This window comes from Xanthomonas sp. NCPPB 1638, assembly GCF_041475635.2.
In the GTDB taxonomy this organism is placed as follows: domain Bacteria; phylum Pseudomonadota; class Gammaproteobacteria; order Xanthomonadales; family Xanthomonadaceae; genus Xanthomonas; species Xanthomonas cucurbitae.
The window spans coordinates 3,895,725-3,918,604 of the sequence record NZ_CM192984.1 but is presented as its reverse complement, the minus strand read 5'-3'; the positions used below and the strand labels follow the sequence as shown (position 1 = coordinate 3,918,604).

22 protein-coding genes and 1 other RNA gene are annotated in these 22,880 nt (G+C 67.5%); 15 read left to right on the top strand and 8 right to left on the bottom strand.

The features are described 5' to 3' along the window. Positions 1–109: 109 nt before the first annotated feature. Entirely contained in the window at positions 110–673 is a 564-nt protein-coding gene (locus tag ACCQ13_RS16920; RefSeq protein ID WP_104604031.1) for a VUT family protein, read from the bottom strand. Between the two features lie 111 nt (positions 674–784). Continuing rightward, complete coding sequence (locus ACCQ13_RS16915) at positions 785–1,732, bottom strand: mitochondrial fission ELM1 family protein (RefSeq protein ID WP_159407617.1); 948 nt, start codon at positions 1,730–1,732, stop codon at positions 785–787. A gap of 134 nt (positions 1,733–1,866) precedes the next feature. On the opposite strand from ACCQ13_RS16915, the gene ACCQ13_RS16910 reads away from it, so the two are divergent. Both ACCQ13_RS16910 and ACCQ13_RS16905 read left to right on the top strand, forming a co-directional pair. Next, positions 1,867–2,457 carry a malonic semialdehyde reductase gene (locus ACCQ13_RS16910; RefSeq protein ID WP_159407616.1) on the top strand — a complete coding sequence of 197 codons (591 nt, stop codon included), beginning with the start codon at positions 1,867–1,869 and terminating at the stop codon, positions 2,455–2,457. A gap of 196 nt (positions 2,458–2,653) precedes the next feature. After that, entirely contained in the window at positions 2,654–3,385 is a 732-nt protein-coding gene (locus ACCQ13_RS16905; RefSeq protein WP_159407615.1) for a YceI family protein, read from the top strand. A gap of 1,040 nt (positions 3,386–4,425) precedes the next feature. Here ACCQ13_RS16905 and ACCQ13_RS16900 read toward each other — a convergent pair. Together ACCQ13_RS16900 and ACCQ13_RS16895 are read right to left on the bottom strand one after the other, a co-directional pair. Next, complete coding sequence (locus tag ACCQ13_RS16900; RefSeq protein ID WP_104604027.1) at positions 4,426–5,214, bottom strand: siderophore-interacting protein; 789 nt, start codon at positions 5,212–5,214, stop codon at positions 4,426–4,428. Positions 5,215–5,408: 194 nt separating this feature from the next. Continuing rightward, entirely contained in the window at positions 5,409–5,930 is a 522-nt protein-coding gene (locus tag ACCQ13_RS16895) for a PadR family transcriptional regulator (RefSeq protein ID WP_104604026.1), read from the bottom strand. A gap of 193 nt (positions 5,931–6,123) precedes the next feature. On the opposite strand from ACCQ13_RS16895, the gene mdcA reads away from it, so the two are divergent. The 9 genes from mdcA (at position 6,124) to ACCQ13_RS16850 (ending at position 14,794) form a co-directional block, all read left to right on the top strand. After that, positions 6,124–7,767, top strand: a complete 1,644-nt coding sequence (mdcA, locus tag ACCQ13_RS16890; RefSeq protein ID WP_159407614.1) for a malonate decarboxylase subunit alpha — start codon at positions 6,124–6,126, stop codon at positions 7,765–7,767. 8 nt (positions 7,768–7,775) lie between these two features. Continuing rightward, a complete protein-coding gene (mdcC, locus tag ACCQ13_RS16885) occupies positions 7,776–8,093 on the top strand; it encodes a malonate decarboxylase acyl carrier protein (protein WP_104604024.1) in 318 nt (105 codons plus the stop codon). Between the two features lie 226 nt (positions 8,094–8,319). Next, positions 8,320–9,222 (top strand): biotin-independent malonate decarboxylase subunit beta, encoded by a 903-nt coding sequence (locus ACCQ13_RS16880; protein ID WP_208800714.1) that lies wholly within the window; start codon positions 8,320–8,322, stop codon positions 9,220–9,222. Next, positions 9,213–9,917, top strand: a complete 705-nt coding sequence (mdcE, locus tag ACCQ13_RS16875; RefSeq protein WP_159407612.1) for a biotin-independent malonate decarboxylase subunit gamma — start codon at positions 9,213–9,215, stop codon at positions 9,915–9,917. The genes ACCQ13_RS16880 and mdcE overlap by 10 nt, the downstream gene beginning before the upstream one ends. A 1-nt stretch (position 9,918) precedes the next feature. Continuing rightward, the gene (mdcG, locus tag ACCQ13_RS16870; protein ID WP_159407611.1) at positions 9,919–10,560 is read left to right on the top strand and encodes a malonate decarboxylase holo-[acyl-carrier-protein] synthase; all 642 of its coding nucleotides are present in this window, start codon (positions 9,919–9,921) and stop codon (positions 10,558–10,560) included. Next, on the top strand, positions 10,557–11,447 hold the full coding sequence (mdcB, locus tag ACCQ13_RS16865) for a triphosphoribosyl-dephospho-CoA synthase MdcB (protein ID WP_159407610.1): 891 nt from the start codon (positions 10,557–10,559) through the stop codon (positions 11,445–11,447). Before mdcG ends, mdcB begins: the two co-directional genes overlap by 4 nt. A gap of 184 nt (positions 11,448–11,631) precedes the next feature. Then, positions 11,632–12,552: a malonate decarboxylase subunit epsilon gene (gene mdcH, locus ACCQ13_RS16860; protein WP_104604021.1), complete on the top strand. Its 921-nt coding sequence runs from the start codon at positions 11,632–11,634 to the stop codon at positions 12,550–12,552. 87 nt (positions 12,553–12,639) lie between these two features. After that, positions 12,640–13,995, top strand: a complete 1,356-nt coding sequence (locus ACCQ13_RS16855; protein WP_159407609.1) for an SLC13 family permease — start codon at positions 12,640–12,642, stop codon at positions 13,993–13,995. A 79-nt stretch (positions 13,996–14,074) separates the two neighbouring features. Beyond that, positions 14,075–14,794, top strand: coding sequence for a GntR family transcriptional regulator (locus ACCQ13_RS16850; RefSeq protein WP_159407608.1), 720 nt, complete (start codon positions 14,075–14,077; stop codon positions 14,792–14,794). Between the two features lie 397 nt (positions 14,795–15,191). On the opposite strand, the gene ACCQ13_RS16845 is transcribed toward ACCQ13_RS16850, so the two are convergent. Beyond that, positions 15,192–16,775 carry an SDR family NAD(P)-dependent oxidoreductase gene (locus ACCQ13_RS16845; protein WP_159407607.1) on the bottom strand — a complete coding sequence of 528 codons (1,584 nt, stop codon included), beginning with the start codon at positions 16,773–16,775 and terminating at the stop codon, positions 15,192–15,194. Between the two features lie 337 nt (positions 16,776–17,112). Here ACCQ13_RS16845 and ACCQ13_RS16840 point away from each other — a divergent pair, with 337 nt between their 5' ends. Beyond that, entirely contained in the window at positions 17,113–18,099 is a 987-nt protein-coding gene (locus tag ACCQ13_RS16840) for a glutathione S-transferase family protein (protein ID WP_159407606.1), read from the top strand. 9 nt (positions 18,100–18,108) lie between these two features. On the opposite strand, the gene ACCQ13_RS16835 is transcribed toward ACCQ13_RS16840, so the two are convergent. The 3 genes from ACCQ13_RS16835 to ACCQ13_RS16825 all read right to left on the bottom strand — a co-directional run bounded on the left by ACCQ13_RS16835 (position 18,109) and on the right by ACCQ13_RS16825 (position 20,275). Beyond that, a complete protein-coding gene (locus tag ACCQ13_RS16835; protein ID WP_167526952.1) occupies positions 18,109–18,570 on the bottom strand; it encodes a DUF4126 domain-containing protein in 462 nt (153 codons plus the stop codon). A gap of 270 nt (positions 18,571–18,840) precedes the next feature. Next, positions 18,841–19,764, bottom strand: a complete 924-nt coding sequence (locus tag ACCQ13_RS16830) for a CPBP family intramembrane glutamic endopeptidase (protein WP_104604015.1) — start codon at positions 19,762–19,764, stop codon at positions 18,841–18,843. A gap of 25 nt (positions 19,765–19,789) precedes the next feature. Next, the gene (locus ACCQ13_RS16825; RefSeq protein ID WP_104604014.1) at positions 19,790–20,275 is read right to left on the bottom strand and encodes a MarR family winged helix-turn-helix transcriptional regulator; all 486 of its coding nucleotides are present in this window, start codon (positions 20,273–20,275) and stop codon (positions 19,790–19,792) included. Positions 20,276–20,343: 68 nt separating this feature from the next. On the opposite strand from ACCQ13_RS16825, the gene ACCQ13_RS16820 reads away from it, so the two are divergent. The 3 genes from ACCQ13_RS16820 to ACCQ13_RS16810 all read left to right on the top strand — a co-directional run bounded on the left by ACCQ13_RS16820 (position 20,344) and on the right by ACCQ13_RS16810 (position 22,872). Further along, positions 20,344–20,487 carry a hypothetical protein gene (locus tag ACCQ13_RS16820; RefSeq protein ID WP_159407605.1) on the top strand — a complete coding sequence of 48 codons (144 nt, stop codon included), beginning with the start codon at positions 20,344–20,346 and terminating at the stop codon, positions 20,485–20,487. 204 nt (positions 20,488–20,691) lie between these two features. Next, positions 20,692–22,653: an alpha/beta hydrolase family protein gene (locus ACCQ13_RS16815; RefSeq protein WP_223214364.1), complete on the top strand. Its 1,962-nt coding sequence runs from the start codon at positions 20,692–20,694 to the stop codon at positions 22,651–22,653. Positions 22,654–22,795: 142 nt separating this feature from the next. Next, positions 22,796–22,872, top strand: a non-coding RNA gene (locus ACCQ13_RS16810) — sX9 sRNA. The last annotated feature ends 8 nt before the right edge of the window (positions 22,873–22,880 follow it).

Below are 22,880 nucleotides of genomic sequence, written 5' to 3'. Positions count from 1 at the left end.
TTGTTGCGTATGCGTCGGCAGGAACGGATCACCGTGACGGCCGGTGTTGCGGATGCCGGCGAAGGATCACTGAGGGCCATGCGTCGGCAGCCACGCAGGCCCCGCTGCATCAGGTGTCGGCATGGGCGCGCGGCGCACTGCGCCACAGCAAGGCACGGAACGGCCCAAGCAGGAATACGCCCATGCCCAGTTTCACCGCCAGATCGCCTGCGGCCCAGCTCACCCAGGGCAGCGATGCGCCAGCGAAGGCAATGCCCCAGAAGAGTGCGGTATCCAGCGTGGCGCTGCAGGTGGTGGCCACGATTGGCGCCCGCCACCAGCTGCCGCCACGCAGCCGGTCGAACACGGTGATGTCGAGCAATTGCGCGGCAATGAACGCCGTGCACGAGGCGGCCGCGATGCGCGGCGTTGCCAGCCATACCGACAGCAGCACCGCCAGCGCAAACCCGCACCAGGCCACCGAGCGCGCGGCCTGCGGCCCGAAGCGGCGGTTGACCAGATTGCTGGCCAGAAATGCCAGTGGATACGAGAACGCGCCCCAGGTCAGCCAGTCGTTGATCGGGTACTGCACCAGGATGTTGGACAGCAGCACCACTGCGCCCATCGCCAGCACCGCCCAGAGCAGGGCGCGGGCGGTGAGCGGTGCGAACGTCGGGGCAGGCAAGCTGGGCATGGCGATAATCGATGGGCAATGCGTCGATTATCCGCGTGCCGCAATGGCCGGACCAGCGCAGCGACCTGCGATGGGAGCGCACCTGGGCGCGAAGGGTCTTAGCCTCTGACCCTATACCGAAAGGTGTGCGCGTACCTGCAGGGCGATCCGCTCGGTTTCGCGCACGGGCAGGATCTCGCTGCCCGCGTCGAGGACTGCATCGGCTGCGCGCAGCCGCTGGCGCTGCCGCAGTGCCTGCACATAGGTACGCACGCGCCCGCTGGCCAGATCGCTGAATGCTGCGGCCACCGGCACGCGCGTGGCGCAGGCTTCGGAGAGCAGGTTGACCGAGTCGGCGGTGGCCACGATCGCGTCCGCCCAGCCCAGCAGGCCGGCATACGGATTGGGGCCATCGCGCTCGTCGCACCACAGCAGATGTGGCAGCCCGCTGCAGACCGCACGCAGTGGAGCGATGGCGTCGGTCGGCGTGCGGCGGGAGAGGGTGACCAGCAGGCTACCGCCCACTGCACGTAGCTGCGCACTCAAGCCTGCGCACAGCGCCGCCAGCGCCGGTGGCGTCCACGGCACCTGCGCCGTGGGGCCGCCGACCAGCAGGGCCAGCCGCGGGCCGGGCAGGCCGCCCAGCGCGGGACGTGCGGCCCGCCCGGCCGTCAGCCAGGCATCGTCCACCGGGTGCAGGCTGCCGAGCAGGGTGAGCACGTTTTCGCCGTGCAGTGCGTCATGTTCGGGGACCACCAGCAGGTCCCACTGGCGCGGGTCCAGGCGTGGGTCCAGGATCTGCACGCTGCGGCTGCCACGGGCGCGCAGCAGCCGGGTGGCCAGCGCTGCCTGCCGGCCGCATCCGATGGCCAGTGCCGGCGGTTGCTGCAGTTGCCGCACAAATGCCGCGCCAAATGCCTGGTGCGCAGCGGGTAACAGGCGCGGGGCGGCCCAGCGCCAGGGCGCGCGCGCTTGCAGGTGCATGGGTTGGAAGGCACTCGGGTGCAGCGCACGGGCCAGCGCCTCGGCCTGACGCGCATTGCCGGCGCGGCCGTCGCTCAGCGCCCAGGTCAGCCCCATCGTTTCAGATCCGACATGGATTTGTTTCAGATTGAGCGCGTGTGGCGGCCATCGCACCACTCTACACTGCGGGTCTTCACACTGGTGCCGACGCCGCAGCCCACCGTCGCACCGTCCCTTTTTCTGGAGTGCCCATGTCCGATTCGCTCAATGCCGCCGCACTGGATCAGCTGTTCCGCACCGCCCGCACGCAGAACGCGTTTGCCGACACGCCGGTCAGCCAGGACTTGCTACGCGAGCTCTACGCGCTGGTGAAGTGGGGCCCCACCGCCGCCAACGGCAGTCCCGCGCGATTTGTCTTCGTGACCAGCGCCGCAGGCAAGGCCAAGCTCAAGCCGGCATTGTCCGAAGGCAACGCCGACAAGACCCTGGCCGCGCCGGTGACGGTGATCGTCGCCCACGATGAGGACTTCCACGAAAAGCTGCCGTATTTGTTTCCGCATGCCGATGCCAAGAGCTGGTTCGACGGCCCGCGCGAAGGCCGCACCGAATCGGCATTCCGCAACAGCTCGCTGCAGGGCGCCTACCTGATCCTGGCCGCACGCGCGCTGGGCCTGGACGCCGGTCCGATGTCCGGCTTCGACAATGCCAAGGTAGACGCCGCGTTCTTTGCCGGCACGCCGATCAAGTCCAACTTCCTGGTCAATCTTGGCTACGGCGATCCATCGGGATTGTTCCCGCGCCTGCCGCGCCTGAGCTTCGAGGAAGCCGCGCGGTTCGAGTGATGCCGGTGCGGGGTGTGTTGTCGGCACACATGGGCCGGGGCGCGCGTGCGCTGCGTGCTTGTCTGGCCGATGGCCGTCCGCCAGGAGTGTTGCGTTGCACCGATGTGCCCGTTTTCAGGTTTCCTGCAGTCCTCGTCCGTCTGCGCTTCGTCCCATCCGCGTTGATCCAACGCGTCTCTCATCACATGGAGTTTCAATGAAGACCACCCACAAGCTGTTGCTGCCGCTCGCCCTGACCCTGGCCATTGCCGCCTGCTCCAAGCCGGCCGACAACGCTGCCGCCCCGGCTGCCGAAACCCCGGCCGCCACTGCGCCGGCCGCCACCACTGCTGCGCCGGCACCGGCAGCTGCCGAATCGGCCGCCTCCACCGCACCGGCCGTGCAGGTGGCTTCGGGCACCTACACCCTGGACCCGAGCCACACCGACGTGATCGCGCAATGGAGCCACTTCGGCTTCTCCAACCCCAGTGCGCACTTCGGCAATGTCGACGGCACGCTGGTCTACGACGCAGCCGACGTGACCAAGTCCACCGTGCAGGTGACCCTGCCGCTGTCCGGCTTGAACAGCTTCACCGCCAAGTTCGACGAGCACCTCAAGAGCGGTGACTTCTTCGACGCGGCCAAGTTCCCGACCGCCACCTTCAAGAGCACCAAGGTCGAAGCGGCCGGCAACAACAAGCTGACCGTCACCGGCGATCTGACCATCAAGGATCAGACCAAGCCGGTCGTGCTGGACGTCACCCTCAACGGTGCCGGCGAGCACCCGATGAAGAAGGTGCCGGCGGCTGGCTTCGATGCCACCACCACGATCAAGCGCAGCGACTTCGGCGTGGGCCAGTACGCCCCGAACGTCAGCGACGAAGTGAAGATCCGCATCACCACCGAAGCCTTGCAGGCCAAGGCGGGTGAGGCGGCTGCTGCGAAGTAATTCGCGCGGAGATCGCGGCATCGATGCACGCAGCTGCCCGATGCCGCAACCCAGAAGCCCGCCAATCGGCGGGCTTTTGCTTGTGTGCGCAAAGCGCGTTCTCTGTAGGAGCGGCCCCGGCCGCGAACGCGTTACCGATAGCTGCACCGAAGGGGCTGGGTTTTGTCGGGAAAGCCCGTCGCGCCCGGGTGCGCTCCTACGGGGATGTTGCACGCCGTGAGTGGCCGCGCGCGCCAGCGATTGCAGGAGCGGCCCCGGCCGCGAACGCGTTACCGATAGCTGCACCGACGGGGCTGGGCTTTGTCGGGAAAGCCCGTCGCGCCCGGGTGCGCTCCTACGGGGATGTTGCACGCCGTGAGTGGCCGCGCGCGCCAGCGATTGTAGGAGCGGCCCCGGCCGCGAACGCGTTACCGATCGCTGCACCGATGGGGCTGGGCTTTGTCGGGAAAGCCCGTCGCGCCCGGGTGCGCTCCTACGGGGATGTTGCACGCCGTGAGTTGCCCCGCGCGCCAGCGATTGTAGGAGCGGCCCCGGCCGCGAGGGCGTTACCGATCGCTGCACCGATGGGGCTGGGCTTTGTCGGGAAAGCCCGTCGCGCCCGGGTGCGCTCCTACGGGGATGTTGCACGCCGTGAGTGGCCGCGCGCGCCAGCGATTGTAGGAGCGGCCCCGGCCGCGAGGGCGTTACCGATCACTGTACCGATGGGGCTGGGCTTTGTCGGGAAAGCCCGTCGCGCCCGGGTGCGCTCCTACGGGGATGTTGCACGCCGGGAGTGGCCCCGCGCGCGCCAGCGATTGTAGGAGCGGCCCCGGCCGCGAACGCGTTACCGATCGCTGTACCGATGGGGTTGGGTTTTGTCGGGAAAGCTTGTCGCGCCCGGGTGCGCTCCTACGGGGATGTTGCACGCCGGGAGTGGCCCCGCGCGCGCCAGCGATTGTAGGAGCGGCCACGGCCGCGAACGCGTTACCGATCGCTGTACCGACGGGGCTGGGTTTTGTCGGGAAAGCCCGTCGCGCCCGGGTGCGCTCCTACGGGCGGGGTTACTCCGCTGTGGGATTTGCCTTCCAGTAGCCTTTCGCGCGCACCCATTCGCGGTCCACGCCCAGGTGCTCTTCGATGAACTTGCGCATGGCACGGGCGCGCATCGATTCGGCACCGATCCAGTAGAACGTGTCGCCGTCGTGCGGCTCGTAATCACGCAGGCTGTCTTCCAGCAGCGTGCTGCTGGCCGCGTCGAAGCCATTGCGCTCCAGCCAGTACACCTCCACATCGGCCGCGCTCAGCAGTTCCTGGCGTTCGCTGGCATCGGCCACTTCGATGAACACTTCGGCATGCATGTCCGCCGGCATCGCCTCCAGCCAACGGCCGATGGCTGGCAACGCGGTTTCATCGCCGAGCAGCACGTAATGATCGAAATCGTCGGCCACCAGGAACGAGCCGCGTGGGCCGCCGATGCGCAGTGCATCGCCCGGCTGCGCCTGTGCCGCCCAGTTGGAGGCCACGCCGTCGCCATGCAGCACGAAGTCGATGCCGAGTTCGCCGGTTTGCGGGTCGAACAGGCGCGGGGTGTAGTCGCGGCCGGGCGAGGGGACGACGCCTTCGGCGTAGCGGGGGCCGTCTGCCGTCATCGTCGGCAGCACGAAGGCGCCGTCGGCATTGGGGAAGAACAATTTGACGTGATCGTCCGGTGCCTCGCTCTGGAAACCAGCCAGTTCACTGCCACCGAACACGATGCGGCGCATCTGCGGGGTGATCGACGTGCAGCGCACCACCTGCACGGTACGCAGGCGCGGGTCGCGGCGGAGTTGGGTGTTGGTATGTGCAGCCATGAAGTGCGATTCCTGTGGGTACCGTTTCGATACGCGGCGTTGGGGAATGGGGACACGATGAAGGTCGAAATCAATGACGTGACAGGTACAGCAGCCAGCCGATGCAGTCGCTATCCCTTCTCCACTCGGGACATTGTCCTCCTTCATGGGGGAGACGGTGCCGCGCAGCGGCCGATGAGGGTGCGCACGCAGCCTCATGCTCGGGCCTGGCCCTGCTCCATGCCATCGGCGGCGGCGTTGAGCAGTGCGGCGATGCGTGCGGTCTCGGCGCCACTCCACTGCCCGTGCCGTGCGAACAGGCCGTGCTTGATGCGCTGGATCGCCTCGCGGATCGGGGCAGGTGTCTGCGCCTTGATCAACGCGCGCGCACGGTGCTGGGTACGTGCGAGCGCGGCATCCAGTGCATCGCGGTGTTCATTGGCGTAGCGGCGCCCGGCAGCGTTGACTTGGTAGCGCTTGCGGCCCCGTTGCAGATCGGGTTCTACCAATCCGTCGGCTTCCAGTTGCGCCAGGGCCGGATAGATCGCACCGGCGCTGGGCGCGTATAGGCCTTCGAACAGCGCGCCGATCTGCCGCATCAACGCGTAGCCGTGGCGTGGTTGTTGGTCGATCAGTGCCAGCAGTAGCAGGCGCGGATCGCCATGCTCCAACGGCCGCATCCGCGCGCTACCGGCCAGCGCATCCCGCTCAGGTGGGTGGTGACGGTAGGAGCGCATCCTTATTCGATAGATCGAATCCTGTGGAAACGATAGGCCGACGTGATGGGCATCGCAAGCGCCCAGCTGTCGCCTAGCGGACCGACTGTGGTCATCAGTGCCCCCATGCTGCAACGCGTCTAGACAGCGCTAATCTTCATAATTACGATGTAATTACTTCGACATTACGGGCTCGGCCCGGTGAGGCGAGGCGATGAGCCGACAGTGGAACACCCAGGCCGAAAGCCGCCGCCAGCGCCTGCAGCGCGCCGCCGCGCTCGCGCCGCATGGGCGGGTGGCCGCCGAGGACGTGGTGGCGCTGCTGGAGGCGGTGATCGAACCCGGCGACCGGGTGTGCCTGGAGGGCAACAACCAGAAGCAGGCCGACTTCCTGGCGCGTTGCCTGACCGAGGTGGACCCGGCCCGCGTGCACGATCTGCACATGGTGCAGTCGGTGCTGTCGCTGGCCGCGCATCTGGACGTGTTCGAGCGCGGCATCGCCAAGCGGCTGGATTTCTCGTTCTCCGGCCCGCAGGCCGCGCGCCTGGCCGGGTTGGTGAGCGAAGGGCGCATCGAGATCGGTGCCATCCACACCTACCTGGAATTGTTCGGCCGTTACTTCATCGACCTCACTCCGCGCATTGCGCTGGTCACCGCGCAGGCGGCAGATCGCCACGGCAATCTCTATACCGGCCCCAATACCGAAGACACGCCGGTGATCGTGGAAGCCACGGCGTTCAAGGGCGGCATCGTGATTGCACAGGTCAATGAAATCCTGGACACCTTGCCGCGCGTGGATATCCCTGCCGACTGGGTGGACTTCGTCACCCAGGCGCCCAAGCCCAATTACATCGAACCGCTGTTCACCCGCGACCCGGCGCAGATCTCCGAAATCCAGGTGCTGATGGCGATGCTGGCCATCAAGGGCATCTACGCCGAGTACGGCGTGGAGCGCCTCAACCACGGCATCGGCTTCGATACCGCCGCCATCGAACTGTTGCTGCCCACCTATGCCGAGTCGCTGGGGTTGAAGGGCAAGATCTGCCGGCATTGGGCGCTCAATCCACACCCGGCGCTGATTCCGGCGATCGAGTCGGGCTTCGTCGAATCGGTGCACGCGTTCGGCTCGGAGCTGGGCATGGAGGCGTATATCGCCGCACGCCCGGATGTGTTCTTCGCCGGTGCCGACGGCAGCATGCGTTCCAACCGCGCGCTGTCGCAGACCGCCGGCCTGTATGCCTGCGACATGTTCATCGGTTCGACGCTGCAGATCGATTTGCAGGGCAATAGCTCCACTGCCACGCGCGACCGCATTGCCGGCTTCGGTGGCGCGCCCAACATGGGCTCGGACGCACGCGGCCGCCGGCATGCCAGCGCTGCCTGGCTCAAGGCCGGGCGCGAGGCCGCACGGCCTGGCGAGATGCCGCGCGGGCGCAAGCTGGTGGTGCAGATGGTGGAAACCTTCCGCGAGCACATGGCGCCGGCCTTCGTCGACAGGCTCGATGCCTGGGAGCTGGCCGAGCGGGCAAACCTGCCACTGCCGCCGGTGATGATCTACGGCGACGACGTCAGCCATGTGCTGACCGAAGAAGGCATCGCCAACCTGCTGCTATGCCGCACCCCGGAAGAACGCGAGCAGGCGATCCGTGGCGTATCCGGCTACACCGCGGTGGGCCTGGGGCGCGACAAGCGCATGGTGGAGAACCTGCGCGACCGCGGCGTCATCAAGCGTCCGGACGACCTGGGCATTCGCCCGCGCGATGCCACGCGTGACCTGCTGGCCGCGCGCACGGTCAAGGACCTGGTGCGCTGGTCTGGTGGGCTGTACGACCCGCCGAAACGTTTTCGCAACTGGTAGGGCCGAGCATGGAAACCCTTCGCTATCGTTTTGACGGCCAGCGCGGTGCAGGCGCCGGGCTGGAGCATGCGCTGGTGGGCGTGGTCGCCTCCGGCAATCTGGAAGTGCTGGTCGAGCGCGTGCCGCTGGATGGCGCGATGGAGATCCACATCCTCACCGCCGCGCGTGGCTTCGGCACGATCTGGCAAGCGGTGCTGGACGATTTCGCCGCGCGCCATCCACTGCGCGATGTGCGCATCAGCGTCAACGATGTCGGTGCCACCCCGGCGGTGGTGAGCCTGCGCCTTGACCAGGCGATCGACGTGCTGCAAGGAGCCGACGCATGAGCCCGCATGCCCCTGTAGGAGCGCACCCGGGCGCGATAGGCGTTCCCGGTAACCCCACCGTCGCGCCCGGGTGCGCTCCTACGCACAGAGTCGCCAGCCGATGCGCCGCAGCCGCCGCTGTAGGAGCGCGCCAGAGTGCGACGGGCATCTCCGGTCACGCGTCAGTCGCGCCCGGGTGCGCTCCTACCTACGCGATCCGGAGACTCGCATGAGCACCACCATTCCCATGGCCGACCGCAGCTACTACGAAGCCGATGCGCGCGAGCGCATCGATGGGCTCCTGGATGCCGGCAGCTTCCAGGAATTCGTCGGCCCGCGCCGTCGCCTGGTCAGCCCGCATCTGGCGCAACTGGACGTGCCCGGCGCCTTCGACGACGGCGTCGTCGTGGGGCAGGGCACGCTGCGCGGGCGCAACGTGCTGATCGCCGCGCAACAAGGCGCCTTCATGGGTGGTGGTGTCGGCGAAGTGCACGGTGCCAAACTCACCGGCCTGCTTGAACGTGCCGTGGCCACGCGCCCGGATGCCGTGCTGCTGCTGCTCGATACCGGCGGCGTGCGCCTGCATGAAGCCAATGCCGGCCTGATCGCCATCTCCGAGGTCATGCGTGCCACCTTGACCGTGCGCGCCGCCGGCATTGCAGTGCTGGCGTTGATCGGCAGCGGCAACGGCGCGTTCGGTGGCATGGGCATCGTGGCGCGCTGCTGTAGCGCGGTGCTCATGTCCGAGGAAGGCCGCCTGTCGTTGTCTGGCCCGGATGTGATCGAGACCGTGCGTGGTGTGGAGGAATTCGATGCGCGCGACCGCGCGCTGGTGTGGCGCGTCACCGGCGGCAAGCACCGCTATCTGCTCGGCGAAGCGCGCACCCTGGTGGCCGACCGCATCGCGGCCTTCGCCGATGCCGCCGCCAGCACGCTGGATGCACTCTCAGAACCCGACGGCGATGCCGCGTTGCAGTCGCTGGAGCGCGCGCATCAGCACTTGTCCGCGCGTATCGACGCGTACGGCGATTGCCGCGACAGCCTGGAAATCTGGACGCGCCAGGGCATCGCCGATGCGCAGCGCCTGCCACTGCTGGACACCGACGCCTTCCTTGCCGCCACCGCCGACCGGAGCACGCCATGGAACTGAGCCAGTTGCTCGACCAGCTGTTTCCGCTCGGTCATGCCATCACCCGGAACGACGATGTGCTCACCGGCAGCGCCACCACCGTCGCAGGCGAGGTGACGGTGATCGGCACGGCCAACACACTGGAAGTGGGCGTTGACCATGCCCTGATGCTGGCCGCCACCGTGCTGGCCAGCACCCGCGCACATCCGCAGCGGCCCATCGTGATGCTGGCCGACACCGCCGGGCAGCGGCTTGCACGTCGCGACGAGCTGCTTGGCATCAACGGCTATTTCGCGCATCTGGCGCGCGCGTTGGAGGTGGCCCGCCAGCGCGGCGCGCGGCTGGTCACGCTGGTGTATGGCGAAGCGGTCAGCGGTGGATTCCTGTCCTTTGGCCTGATGGCCGATCGCATCCATGCCTTGCCGAGTGCACAGGTGCGCGTCATGGATCTGCGCGCGATGGCGCGGGTCACCAAGCAACCGCTGGAAACCTTGCAGGCGCTTAGCAAGAGCTCGCCGGTGTTTGCGCCGGGTGTGGAGAACTACGTACGCATGGGCGCGGTGGATTCGCTGTGGGAAGGCGATCTGGCGCAGGCGCTGCTCGAGGCATTGGCCGCGCCTGTGGATGGCGACCAGCGCCGGGTACGCGGTGCGCAACGCGGTGGCCGAACCCTGGCACGCGATGTCGCTGCCGCCGTGGCGGCGGGCGAAGCCTGACATGGCCGGCCGCCACGCCCTGGTGTGGTTGCGTGCGGCGGCGCAGTGGCAAGCGCTCACCCCGGGCACGCAGCCGCGGCTGCAGCACTGGTTTGCCGCCGGCCTGCCGGCCGTGGTGGCGCGCCGTGACGGCAGCGAAGCACCGGGTGCCATGCGCCTGGGCGTGCCGTTGCCGCCTGCAGAAAACAAGCAGCGCCTGGCGCTGACCGTGCACGTTGATGACATTGCGCGCTGTACCGCGCCACTCGCACTGGACGCGGTACTCGCGCACGCTCCGGAGACCGCGCAAGCGGCCTTGCAGGCCCTGCTGAGGCAATGCCAGGCCGCGGCCCTGCAACCGCGCGTGTTCGGCAGCTTCGCCTGGCAGGCGTTGACCGGCCTGGCCTATGTGCATGCGCAATCGGATCTGGACCTGCTGTGGGGAGCCGAAACACCTGAACAGGCGCAGGCCGTCGTCGCGCTGTTACAGCGTTGGGAGCAGCGCCACGGGCAACGCGCCGATGGTGAGCTGTTGCTGCCCGACGACAGGGCCGTGAACTGGCGCGAATACGCCGGTAGTGCGCAGCAGCTGCTGGTGAAGTCCAGTAACGGATGCCGCCTGCTGCCGCGGGCCGCCCTGTTTCCGGTATGCAGCGCGGCATGAGGGCGCAGGCGCAACACGGGGGATATTTCGACCACCCTGACTCATCGCCCCCTGCACAGGCCCACGCCAGCCCGCTGGCGCACCGCATCGGCCGTCTTGCGGTTGGCGCGCTGCACGAGGAATTGGCATGTGCGTTCAAGCCCGGCCTGGTGACGCCGTTCGACAGCGGCAGCCACACCGACATGGACGCGTCCACCTTCCTACGCAGCCTGTTTGCACTGCGGGGCTATTTCGTCGCCATCGCCCAGGCCGGGATCGACAACGCGCCCTTCGCGCAGCTGCGCGAACGGGGGATCGTCGCCGAGGCCGCCATGCTGCGCGCTACCGGCGGCATCAACACGCACCGGGGTGCCATCTTCAGCCTTGGCCTGCTCACCGCGCAGGCCGCGCGCCTGCACGCTGCACAGCAGCGGCCCCCCGCTGCTGAAGCCATCTGCCAGGGCGTGCAGGTCTGGCGCGACGCGGTGCTGGCCGCGCCGCTGGATCCGCGCAGCAACGGCCAGCGCATGCGTGCGCAGCACCCGGTCAGCGGTGTGCGCGAGCAGGCCGCGATGGGTTATCCGCTGCTGCGCGAGGTGGCGTTGCCAACCTTGCGTGCCCGGTTGAACAGCGGTGCCACGCAGGAGGCCGCGCTCGTGGATACCCTGATGCAGTTGGTCGCACAGGTGGACGATCTCAATCTGTTGCATCGCGGTGGCGCCGATGGACTGGCGTATGCCAAGGCGCAGGCATCCGGCTTTCTTGCCGATGGCGGTACGGCGCAGCCAAACTGGCGCGATCGGCTTGCTGCACTCAGCAAGGGCTTCGTCGAACGCCGGCTCAGCCCCGGCGGCAGTGCCGATCTGTTGGCCTGTGCGTGGTTTCTGCACTGCCAGGAGCGCGCATGAGCCCAGATCCCCATCCGCGCCGTCTCACTGCACGTGTCGTGGCAGAACGTGCGAGCAGTCGTATCGCACCACCTACTACTGTGCCGGGTGCCGTCCTTCTCCCGTCTACGGGAGAAGGTGCCCGAAGGGCGGATGAGGGCAGCTCTGGCAGACACCGTCCGACCACAGCTCACCGAGCAACTCCATGAGCCTGGCCATCCTCTGCCCCGGCCAAGGCGGCCAGCATCCGGAGATGTTCGCGCAGGTGGCGGATGCGCCGGCTGCGCCTGAGGTCGTCGCGCTTGCGGACGCGCTGCTTGGCACATCGTCCCAGCGTCTGGCGGCCGATCCCGGCCGCTATGCCAATGCCATCGCCCAGCCGCTGGTCTGCGCAGGCACGCTGGCGCAGTGGCAGGCGCTACGCCAGCAGTTGCCGACGCCCTTGATGGCGCTGGGTTATAGCGTGGGCGAACTCGCCGCGCACGCCGTGGCCGGCAGCATGGAAATCGCCACCTGCCTGCAGCTGGCCGCCACCCGCGCGCGCCTGATGGACGCCGCCAGTCCCGCGCACGCCGGGCTGATGGCGGTGGTCGGCCTGCCACTGACCACGCTTGAATCGCTCTGCAACAGCCATGGCGCCGCGCTTGCCATCCTCAATGGCGACGACCATGCCGTGCTTGGCGGCCCACGCGCCGCACTGCAGGCGCTGGGCGATGACGCGCAGGCACGTGGTGCGCGCACGACCTTGCTGCCGGTCAGCGTGCCTGCGCATACGCCGTGGCTGCGCGAGGCAGCCGATGCGTTCGCCATCGAATTGAACAAGGTGGCCGTACGCGCGCCAGCCGTGCGCGTGCTGGCCGGTATCGATGCACGCGCGGTCACCACGCCTGCGCTGGTCGTCGACAGCCTGTCGGCACAGATCGCGCAGACCGTGCGTTGGCGTGACGTGCTGGTGCAGGCGGCCGAACGCGGTGCGCGCGTGTTTCTCGAACTCGGCCCGGGCAGCGCATTGGCGCGCATGGTGCGCGAGGTCGTACCGGGGTGCGAGGCGCGCTCGGTCGATGAATTCCACGGCATCCACGGTGTCGTGGAATGGGTCGGCGCCGCGTGCGAGCGCGCGGCATGAAGGACCGGCAGGTGGCGCACATAGCGTGCCCCCTGGATGGCGGGTGGCCATCCGTGCTGTACGCGAATCAAGTGTCTGGGAGGGCGCATGACCCCGCAAATTGCAACGATTCTTGGCTTGGTTGTGATGTTTATCGTGGCCACCGCTCTGCCCATCAACATGGGCGCGGTGGCCTTCGCGCTGGCGTTCATCGTCGGTGGGGTATGGGTGGGGCTTGACGGCAAGGAGGTGCTGGCCGGCTTTCCTGGCGATCTGTTCCTGACCCTGGTCGGCATCACCTATCTGTTTGCCATCGCGCAAAAGAACGGCACCATCGATCTGCTGGTGCATTGGGCGGTCCGCGCGGTCCGCGGGCATATCGTGGCCATTCCGTGGGTGATGTTCCTCATCACCGGCCTGCTCACCGCGTTCGGCGCGTTGGGGCCGGCGGCGGTGGCCATCATCGGCCCGGTCGCGCTGCGCTTCGCCAAGCAGTACCGCATCAATCCGCTGATGATGGGCCTGCTGGTGATCCATGGTGCGCAGGGCGGTGGGTTCTCGCCAATCAGCGTGTATGGCGGCATCACCAACAAGGTGGTGGAAAAGGCCGGGCTGGATGTCACCGAAATGGCGGTATTCCTCACCAGCCTGGGCTTCAACCTGATGATGGCGATCATCTGTTTCTGCGCCTTCGGCGGGCTCACGCTGATGCGCCGGCAGGAGATGTCGCTGGCCGATGCGCAGTATGTGCCGGTCACCGGCGACCAGGCTTCGCAACGCCGCTTCGCCATCGAAGGCCATGGCGCGCTGGTCGCTGCCGGCGGTGGCACCTTGTCCACCGATCCGCTGGCGCTGGAGGCGGTGGCGATCACCCGCGACCGGGTCATCACCTTGATCGGCTTGCTCGGCCTGGGTGTTGCGGCGCTGGTCTACAACCTCAATGTCGGCCTGGTGTCGATCACCGTCGCCGTGGCGCTGGCGCTGATTTCGCCGAATGCGCAGAAGGGCGCGGTGGACGGCATCAGCTGGTCCACGGTGCTGTTGATTAGCGGTGTGGTGACCTATGTGGCGGTGCTGGAAAAAGCCGGCGCGGTGGACTACATCGGCACCGGCGTCTCGCACATCGGCATGCCGCTACTCGGCGCGTTGCTGGTCTGCTATGTGGGCGGCATCGTCTCCGCATTCGCCTCGTCGGCGGCCGTGCTGGGTGCCACCATCCCGCTGGCGGTGCCGTTCCTGATGCAGGGGCAGCTGGGTGCCGCCGGGGTGATCTGCGCGTTGGCGGTGTCGTCCACGATCGTGGATGTCAGCCCGTTCTCCACCAATGGTGCGCTGGTGGTGGCCTCGGCCGCCAAGGAAGAACGCGACGGCCTGTTCCGCCGCTTCCTGGTCTATAGCGGGCTGGTGGTGGTGTTGGGGCCGCTGGCGGCGTGGCTGCTGTTCGTGGTGCCGGGTTGGCTGTGAGGCCGGCGGTATCGGGCAGGGCCCAGGGGTGCCCCGGTAGAATGGGCGCCCCTGCTCCAACGCCGACGACCTGCCCACCATGACCCTCGCCCCTGATTCGCGCAGCGCCAGAAAGCGCGTACCGCTGTACGAGGAAGTGGCCGAGCGCCTGCGCCAGAAGATCTACGACTACGCGTTGCCGCCGGGCGAATGGATCGACGAGCCGGCGCTGGCCGAAGAGCTCGGCATCAGCCGCACCCCCTTGCGCGAAAGCCTCAAGCTGCTCGCGGCCGAAGGCCTGGTGCAGCTGGACGCCGGCCGCGGCAGCCGGGTCACGCGGCTGACGCTGGAAGACCTCAACCAGCTGTTCCCGGTGATGGCGATGCTGGAAGGCCGCTGTGCACACGATGCGGTCAAGCGCATCGACGCAGCCGGTGTGCAGCGACTGGAAGAGTTGCATGCGGCGATGGAGGCCTCGGCCGCCTCCGGCGATCTGGCCGAGTACTACCGCAACAATTATCTGATCCACGAGACGGTGCAGCACTACGCCGGCAATCCGTGGCTGATCCGCGTCACCCACGATCTGCATCGCATCCTCAAGATGCATCGCGGGCGGCAGTTACTCACTCCCGGGCGGATGGCGCAATCGCTGGCCGAGCATCGGCAACTGATGGAATGCGTGCGGCGCGGCGATGCGGAAGGCGCAGAGCGCACCATGCACGGGCATCTGTTGAGCCAGGGCCAGGCGCTGGCGGCGTATGTGGCGGCCGGAGGGATGTTGAACGTGCCGGCGCCGCTGCCGCGCTCGGGTGGGGCGTAGGCGCCACCGGAAGACGCGGCAGGTCCCGACGCTGGCTGGCGACTGCGGCGACAGCGCGGCCGCCTGCCGGTGTTCAGTGCAGGTGCGTGAAGAGCCAGCCCGCCCAGCCGAGCAGGAAGACGTAGCCAACGATCAGCGCCGACTGCACGGCGCGCTGGTGAGCCCGGATCAGATACATGCTTGCCCCTTCGCATACGCTGTGGTGGGTGGAAAGCCGGCCCGATCCGCCTGTCGCCCCAGTGGCGGCATCCCCATCCCAGTACATGTGATGCTGGCGTGAAAAAACGCCGCTCGCAAATCGATATCTTCTATCGCCGCCGGCCCGGCCGGGCACCTGGGAGCGCGCCCTTCCAGCGCGCTCGGCGTGCCTGCCGCCAGCACGGCGCGGGGCTGACGGCTACCAATCCGTGGGCGCGTAGTCCTTCAGGAATTGCCCCCAGACGTGTTCGCCGGTATTGAAGCCGTGAATGATCGGGTCGACGATGCGCGCGGCGCCATCGACGATATCCAGCGGTGGGTGAAAACGTTCCTGCTGCACCTTGAGCGCAGCGATGTCGGCCGGATCCTCGTCGGTCACCCAGCCGGTGTCCACGCTGTTCATGTGGATGCCGTCGTTCTGGTAATCGGCCGCCGAGGTGCGCGTCATCATGTTCAACGCGGCCTTGGCCATGTTGGTGTGCGGGTGCCGGGTGGTCTTGAAGTTGCGGTAGAACTGGCCCTCCATCGCCGAGACGTTGACGATGTGCTTGTCGCGCTCGGGCGTGCGCAGCATCAACGGCTTCAGGCGCGCATTGATGATGAACGGCGCGATGGCGTTGACCAGTTGCGTTTCCAGCAATTCCACCGACGGCACTTCGGCCATCAGCAGGCGCCAGGAATTGCGCCCGCGCAGATCCACCTGCTGCAGGTCCTGGTCCAGCCGGCCGTCGGGGAACAGGTGCTCCTGCCCCACCAGTTCGTCGTCCAGCAGGGCAATCTGTGAAAGCTCGGCGGCGCGGGTGAGGCCATCGGCATCGTCAAGGCTGCGGCCGTGTACCGCTGGCAGCGCAGCGGCCGAGGCCTTCCGCAAGGGCTCGGGCGTGCGCAGGCCTTCGTAATGGCCAACCAGTCGTTGCACGGTCTCCGGCAGGGCGTGCAGTGCGGCGGTTTCGTTGGCCATCATGTGCGCATAGAACTGCGGCGGGCGGCGCACGGTCTGGCAGGCATTGTTGATGATGAAGTCCAGCCGCAGCCGGGTGGCCAGCAACTGGCTGCAGAACGCCTCCACGCTGGGCGTGTGGCGCAGATCCAGCCCAAACACCTGCAGGCGATGGCCCCACTGCGCAAAGTCCGGCTCCTGCGCATAACGCGCGGCCGAATCGCGCGGGAAGCGGGTGGTGACGATGAGTTCGGCACCGGCGCGCAGCAGCTTCAGGCCGGCCTGGTAGCCGATCTTGACCCGGCCGCCGGTGAGCAATGCAACACGCCCGCGCAGGTCGGCGGTTTCGGTGCGCTTGAAGAAATTCAGCTCGGCGCAGGCGGGGCACATCTGGTCGTAGAAATCGTGCAGCTGGGTGAATTTCTGCTTGCACACATAGCAGTGGCGCAGCTCGGGCGAATGCGTCGGCTCCTCGGCGGCGGCGTTCTCGCCGTTGTGCGCGTCGTGCAGGCCGGCGGCGTGTGGCGGGAAGTAGTTCGGCGTGCTGAACACCGGTTTGCGCCGCAACGCGCGGATGCCGCGTTGTTCGAGCAGGGCTTCGGCCTTGCGCACCTTCTCCTGGTGCCGCTCGCGTTCGCGCTGCTTGAGCAACTGGCGGCGCGCCTTGGGCTCGGGGTGGTAGACGCGGGCCACCACCTGGTGCAGGCGCACGCGGTCGGCCTCGGGCAGGGAGTCGAGGACGCTGCGGTCGGCATCGATGGCTTCCAGCACATCCAGCGCGGCGCGCAGGCGGTCGGTCAGTGGCAGGTCGGCGGCGGGCGGGGGCGGGGCGGTGGTGTTCAAGACGGATCCAAGGAAGGGGCAATGGCGCAGCTGCTGCGGACGGAAGCCTGCGAAGTCCGGCACCAGGGCAGGGCAACGGTCCGCCGGCCGGGGGCCGCGTGACCAGATGCGCCGCAGTGCGCTCGCGCATTTTCGCCGATTGGCGCGGCACCGCGCCAATCGGGCACCAGGGCGAGGTCCTGCCGCGCGCTACCGTCCAGCTCCTCGGTCGTGGTCCACCTGCCAGGGCGTTGCCGTTGTGGGCGGCGCCTTGGCGGCCGGAGGGGGGCAGCGCTCACATGTCCTGCAACGCCGGTCGGCTACGTTGGAGAGCCTGTGCCGGTTGCAAGGAAAAATCATGGGCCTGCTGGTCGAGGGCAAGTGGCAAGACCGTTGGTATGACACCGACAGCAGCGATGGGCGCTTTGAGCGCTCGCAATCGCAGTTCCGCAACTGGGTGACGCGCGATGGGGCGGCCGGCCCGCATGGGGAGGCCGGATTCCAGGCCGCGGCGGGGCGGTATCACCTGTATGTGTCGCTGGCCTGCCCGTGGGCGCATCGCACCTTGATCTTTCGCCACCTGAAAGGCCTGCAGTCGATGATCGATGTGTCGGTGGTGAACTGGCTGATGGGCGAACACGGCTGGACCTTCGATGCAGGCCCGGGGGTGGTGGAAGATTCGGTCAATCACGCGCAACGTCTGTACCAGGTCTATCTCAAGGCCGACCCGCAGTACTCCGGGCGGGTGACCGTGCCGGTGCTGTGGGACCGCGAGCGCAAGACGGTGGTGAGCAACGAATCGGCCGATATCATCCGCATGTTCAACAGCGCGTTCGATGCGGTCGGCGCGCGCGCGGGCGATTACTATCCCGCGCCGTTGCGGGCAGCGATCGATGCGGTCAATGCGCGTGTCTACGACACCGTCAACAATGGCGTGTACAAGGCGGGATTTGCCACCACGCAGCGCGCTTACGAAGACGCGATAAGCCCACTTTTTGAGTCGTTGGATTGGCTTGAGGCACGCCTGGGCCAGCAACGCTATCTGTGTGGCGACACCTTGACCGAAGCCGACTGGCGCCTGTTCACCACGCTGGTGCGCTTCGACGCGGTGTACGTGGGGCACTTCAAGTGCAATCTGCGCCGCATTGCCGATTACCCGCACTTGTCGGGCTTTCTGCGCGAGCTATACCAGCTGCCCGGCATCGCCGAGACGGTGGATTTCCAGCACATCAAGGGCCACTACTACCAGAGCCACGACACGATCAATCCCACCGGGATCGTGCCGCTGGGCCCGGTGCTGGACCTGCTGGCGCCGCACGGGCGCGAGGCGCACCAGGGCGGCTAGTCCGCACGCTTACTCGTGTGCCGCGCTGCGCACGATCAATGCAGCAGCGCCCACCGAAATCGCATCCTCCACGGCGCCGGTGCTGGTCTGGCCATAACGCTCGATCGCCCGCATGCGCAGGTTGAAGGTGAGGTAGGCGGCGCCGACGGCGGCCGCCGCACCCAGCACGGCGGCGACGCCACGCTGGTGACGTGGTGCCAATGCCGCACCGGCGAGCATGCCGGTGGCCACGCGCGCCACCATGCCGGGCAACACGATGCGGTCGGGTGCGCTTTTCATCTTGTCCCCGGCGATTTCACCGCTGGCCAGCGCCAGCATGCCGGCCGAGGCCAGTGGGTTGGCCAGTAGGCCGGGGGCACCGTTGTCGCGGGGAAGCTTCCCGCTGCGTGCGGCATTGGCGACCGCAGCAAGCGGGGTCATCGAGCGCATGCCGGCCACCGCGCCCATCAGGATGGAATGAATCAACGCCATAAACACCTCCGTGCGTGTCGCGCGACCGCAGGCGCAATGCGCTGCGTGCCGTCACGATGGATCGAAAAACCCAGCCTAGAGGGTGGCGTGTGTGGAGGTTGGCAAGATGCGTACCGAGCAGTTCGCTCGTGGGTCTGCCATAGGTTGGCATGTGGTGCACGACTGGCGCACAGATCGCTGCAGGACCTGCGCGCCAGTGGAATGTCCTGTCGCGGCTGTGCGATGGAGCGATGCGTATAAAGGCGAGTGGGTGGATGCGCCAGTGCGCGATCAGCGCACGGCGAACCTGCCCGTACGCCATGCCACCCAGACCACGCTCAGCCCAACGGCCAGGCACACCAGCGCCGCAGGTAGCGACGCTTCAGGGCCGAACACACCGCCGGTGAACATGTCGGGCATGGCGGCGTTGGGCGTGCTGCGCGCGATGGCCGCGCCCGGGGCGATGCCCGAGACAGCGGCGCCGAACAGATAGCCCTGGGTGAAATTCCAGGCGGTGTGCGCCCCGATCGACACCCAGATGCGGCCGGTGAGCGCATAGAACGCGCCCAGCATCACGCCGGCTTCCAGGGCGATGCAGACCGCCGCCAACACCGTGGCGTTGGGGTTGCCCAGATGGCTGAAGCCGAACACCGCAGAGGAGACCGCAAACGCAGTCCAGGGGCCGAACGCGCGCCACAGCAGCCGCAGGATTGCCGCGCGCATCATCAGTTCTTCCACGACGCCGGCCTGCAACGCCTGGCGCAGCGGTGTCCATGCCGATGCAGGGCCGGTTGCCTGGATATCGTAAAGACCGAACAGCGCCATGATGCCCATGACCGCAGAAAACATCGCCGCACCGGCCAGCAGGCCGATGGCCAGCTGCGGCAGCATGGGGCGCACGGCGATTTCGGAAGGAGTGCGCTGTTCGGCCAGGCGTACCGCCAGCGCGTAGATGCCCAAGGCCACCAGCGCACCGAAGGTGCTGACCGCAAACTGCACCGGCTCGTTGCTCTTCGGCCACAAGCTGCCCAGCGACCGGGTCACTACGCCGGTGGGAATGGCGACCAGAAAGAACAGCACGACGGCCCAGCCGCAGGCGCGCAACCACCGCAGGCGGCCGGGACGCAGGATGCCGCGTTCGCCCAGCGCGATGGCGTGGGGTGCGTGCGTGGCAGGTGCTGCGCTGGTGGGGGGCGATTGCGTCACTGCAGGCATGTGCGACTCCTTGTGGATACAGCGGTCATGGGGCGGAAGTGCGGGAGGCTGGATCAGTTGCTGCGGTGATGCGGGTTGCGAACGAGCGCCGCTGCAACGCGGCGATGGCTTCGGCAAGCACGGCCGACAGCGGCACGGACAGCTCGGCATCGAGCTGTGCCGCCGCCGCATTGGTCGCCGCCCATTGCTGCTGCAGGGCGGGAACCAGGCGCCGGACCTTGGCGGTGAGTACGACGATGCGTTCGCGTGCATCGGCACCGGGTTTGAGGACGACCAGGCGCTGCTTGGCCATCTGTGCAACGGTCTGGCTGGCAGCGGAGTGAGTGATGCCGATCTCCTGGGCCAGCACCTTGATGGACGCAGGGCCGAGCCGCATCAGCACGCGCAGCACCGGCGTGTAGCGCGGCCGCCAGGCGAGCCCGGAGGCCGCGTACACCGCTTCGAGATCGCCATCCAGCAACTCGATCAGGTGCCGGACCAGGGTGCCCAGTGTGGGAGTGAGTGTGCTCATGGCGCAAATATATAAGCGCTGTTGTATTTACGCCATGTGCCGAAAGTTTGGGGGCATGACGCGATCCGGTGGCCGCCCTGCCGCTGCGTTGGTCATGCTGGGCTTTGGCGCTGAGTCTGCCGGCGGCGGTGCCACGGCTGGCGATGGTGCCGCTGGAACCGTGGTTCCGGCGGATCGGCCTGCCGGGCCAGCGGCGCGCTGCCGCGCGCTGACCGAGAGCGTTGACCGGTGACATGCCGCACAGCACCGCATGCATCTGGTCGGGCTGTGCATCGCAGCTGCGCGCTGTCACCGCAGGCATTCCGGCCTGCGTGGCTGCAGCAGCGACTGGCCCGACGCGGCGTGGCACAGGACATGGACGCCACGCGACGCCTTTGCCACTATGGCGGCCTCAAGGACAGATCGCAGGGGGCGATATGCGTTATTGGATGCGGGTGGTGGGGTGTGTGCTTGCGTTGGTCGCGGCGATGCCGGGACAGGCGCAGGAAGCGGTAGAGCTGGCGCCGTACCTCAAGCGGGACCAGTTCGAACGCATCAAGATTTCGCCGTCGGGCGCGTATTTCGCGCTGACCATGCCGCTGGAAGACCGCACCGTGCTGGGCATCGTGCGCCGGCAGGACAAGGTAGCCACTGCGAAGATCACCGGCGGCGCCGACAGCGTGGTGGACGATTTCTGGTGGGCCAGCGACGAGCGCATGGTGGTGTCGATGGCGCAGCGGCTGGGCTCGCGCGACGAGCCGGTGGCGATCGGCCAGCTGCACGCCATCGATGCCGATGGCAAGAACAGCCGGCTGCTGGCCAGCCCCTATGGCACCAATCCCGACATCAACGGTGCGCAGCTGAAGATGGATCTGGACCCGGCCACCTTCATGCTGGACACCTTGCGCGACGACCCGCGCACCATCCTGGTGTCCACGGTTCCCTTCGTGGGCGACCCGAGCATCCGCATCGACAAGCTGGATATCCAGACCGGCCGGCGCAGTACCGTGGCCACCTCGCCGGTGCGGCGGGCGAGTTTTGCGACCGATCAGCAGGGGCGGATCCGCTTCGCCCGGGGGTTGGACATCAGCAACGTCAGCAAGCTGTATTACCGCGACAACGATGCTGCACCGTGGCGGCTGATCAACGACTCGGCCAGTAGTCAGCACCGCGAGTATCCATTGGGTTTTTCCGCCGATGGCACGCTGGCCTATCTGCAGGTGGAGCAGGCCAGCGGCCCGGATGCGCTGGTGGCCTGGGATCCGGCAACCGACAAGTCCACGCCGTTGCTACGCGACGACACCGTCGACCCGTACCGCATCCTGCGCGACCTGGATGGCACCACGCCGATCGGTGCGTCCTACATGAGCGATCGGGTGCGGAACCGGTTCTTCGACGAGACATCGCCTACTGCGCGGTTGTACCGCAGCCTGGAGAAGGCCTTCGACGGCAATGCGATCTACATCACCTCGGCCACCAGCGACCGCCGCCTGGCCCTGGTCTATGTGTGGAGCGATCGCAACAACGGCGACTATTACCTGTTCGACACGGTGAGCAAGAAGGCCGACCGGGTGTTCAGCAGCCGCGAATGGTTCCCGCCCGATACGGTGCCGCCGAGCAGGCAGGTGAGCTTCAAGGCGCGCGATGGCCTGGTATTGCACGGCTACCTGACCCAGCCCCTGCACGCCGCTGCCGGCAAGCCGCTGCCACTGATCGTGATGCCGCACGGCGGCCCGTTTGGCGTGTTTGACAAGTGGGCGTTCGACGACGAGACCCAGTTGCTGGCGGCAGCCGGCTACGCGGTGCTGCGCGTCAACTACCGTGGCTCGGCCAACTACGGGGATGCGTTTACCCAGGCTGGCGCCAAGGAGTGGGGCGGGCGCATGCAGGACGATGTCACCGATGCCACGCGGTGGGCGATCGCCGAAGGCATTGCCGATGCGCAGCGCATCTGCCTCTACGGAGCCAGTTATGGCGGTTACGCGGCACTGATGGGCGTGGCCAAGGAGCCGGCGCTGTACCGCTGCGCCGCGGGCTATGTGGGTGTGTACGACCTGGACATGATGGCGCGCGATACCGCCCGTTACGCACGCTGGGCCAAGAACTGGACCGTGGATTGGTTGGGCGCGCGCGACACCCTGGCGGCACGCTCGCCGGTGACGCTGGCACGGCAGATCAAGGTGCCGGTGTTCCTGGCGGCCGGCGGCAAGGACGAGCGCGCGCCGATCGAGCACACCAAGGCGATGGAACGCGCCTTGAAGGGCGCCGGCGTGCCGGTGGAATCGCTGTACTTCGCCAACGAAGGCCATGGCTTCTACACCGAGGCGCATCGTCGGGAGTACTACACGCGGTTGCTGGCGTTCCTGAGCAAGCAGCTTGGCGGCAGTACGGCGAAGTGATGCACTTGTTCATCAGGTCGGTTTCTGGATCGAGACCGACCGTGGTCAGCGCTATCTGCCGCTGCCTGTGCTGTTGAACAGGAGTGGCTGGCAAAACGACTGCGTAGCCGCTAGATGGGCATGGCCGGTGCGCGGAATCGGCATGTCCCCTGCGTACACTCCGGTTCTGGGCACGCCGTCCATACCTCCCTGACGCGCGCTCGCTACGTGCTGTCAGCCGCGCTTAC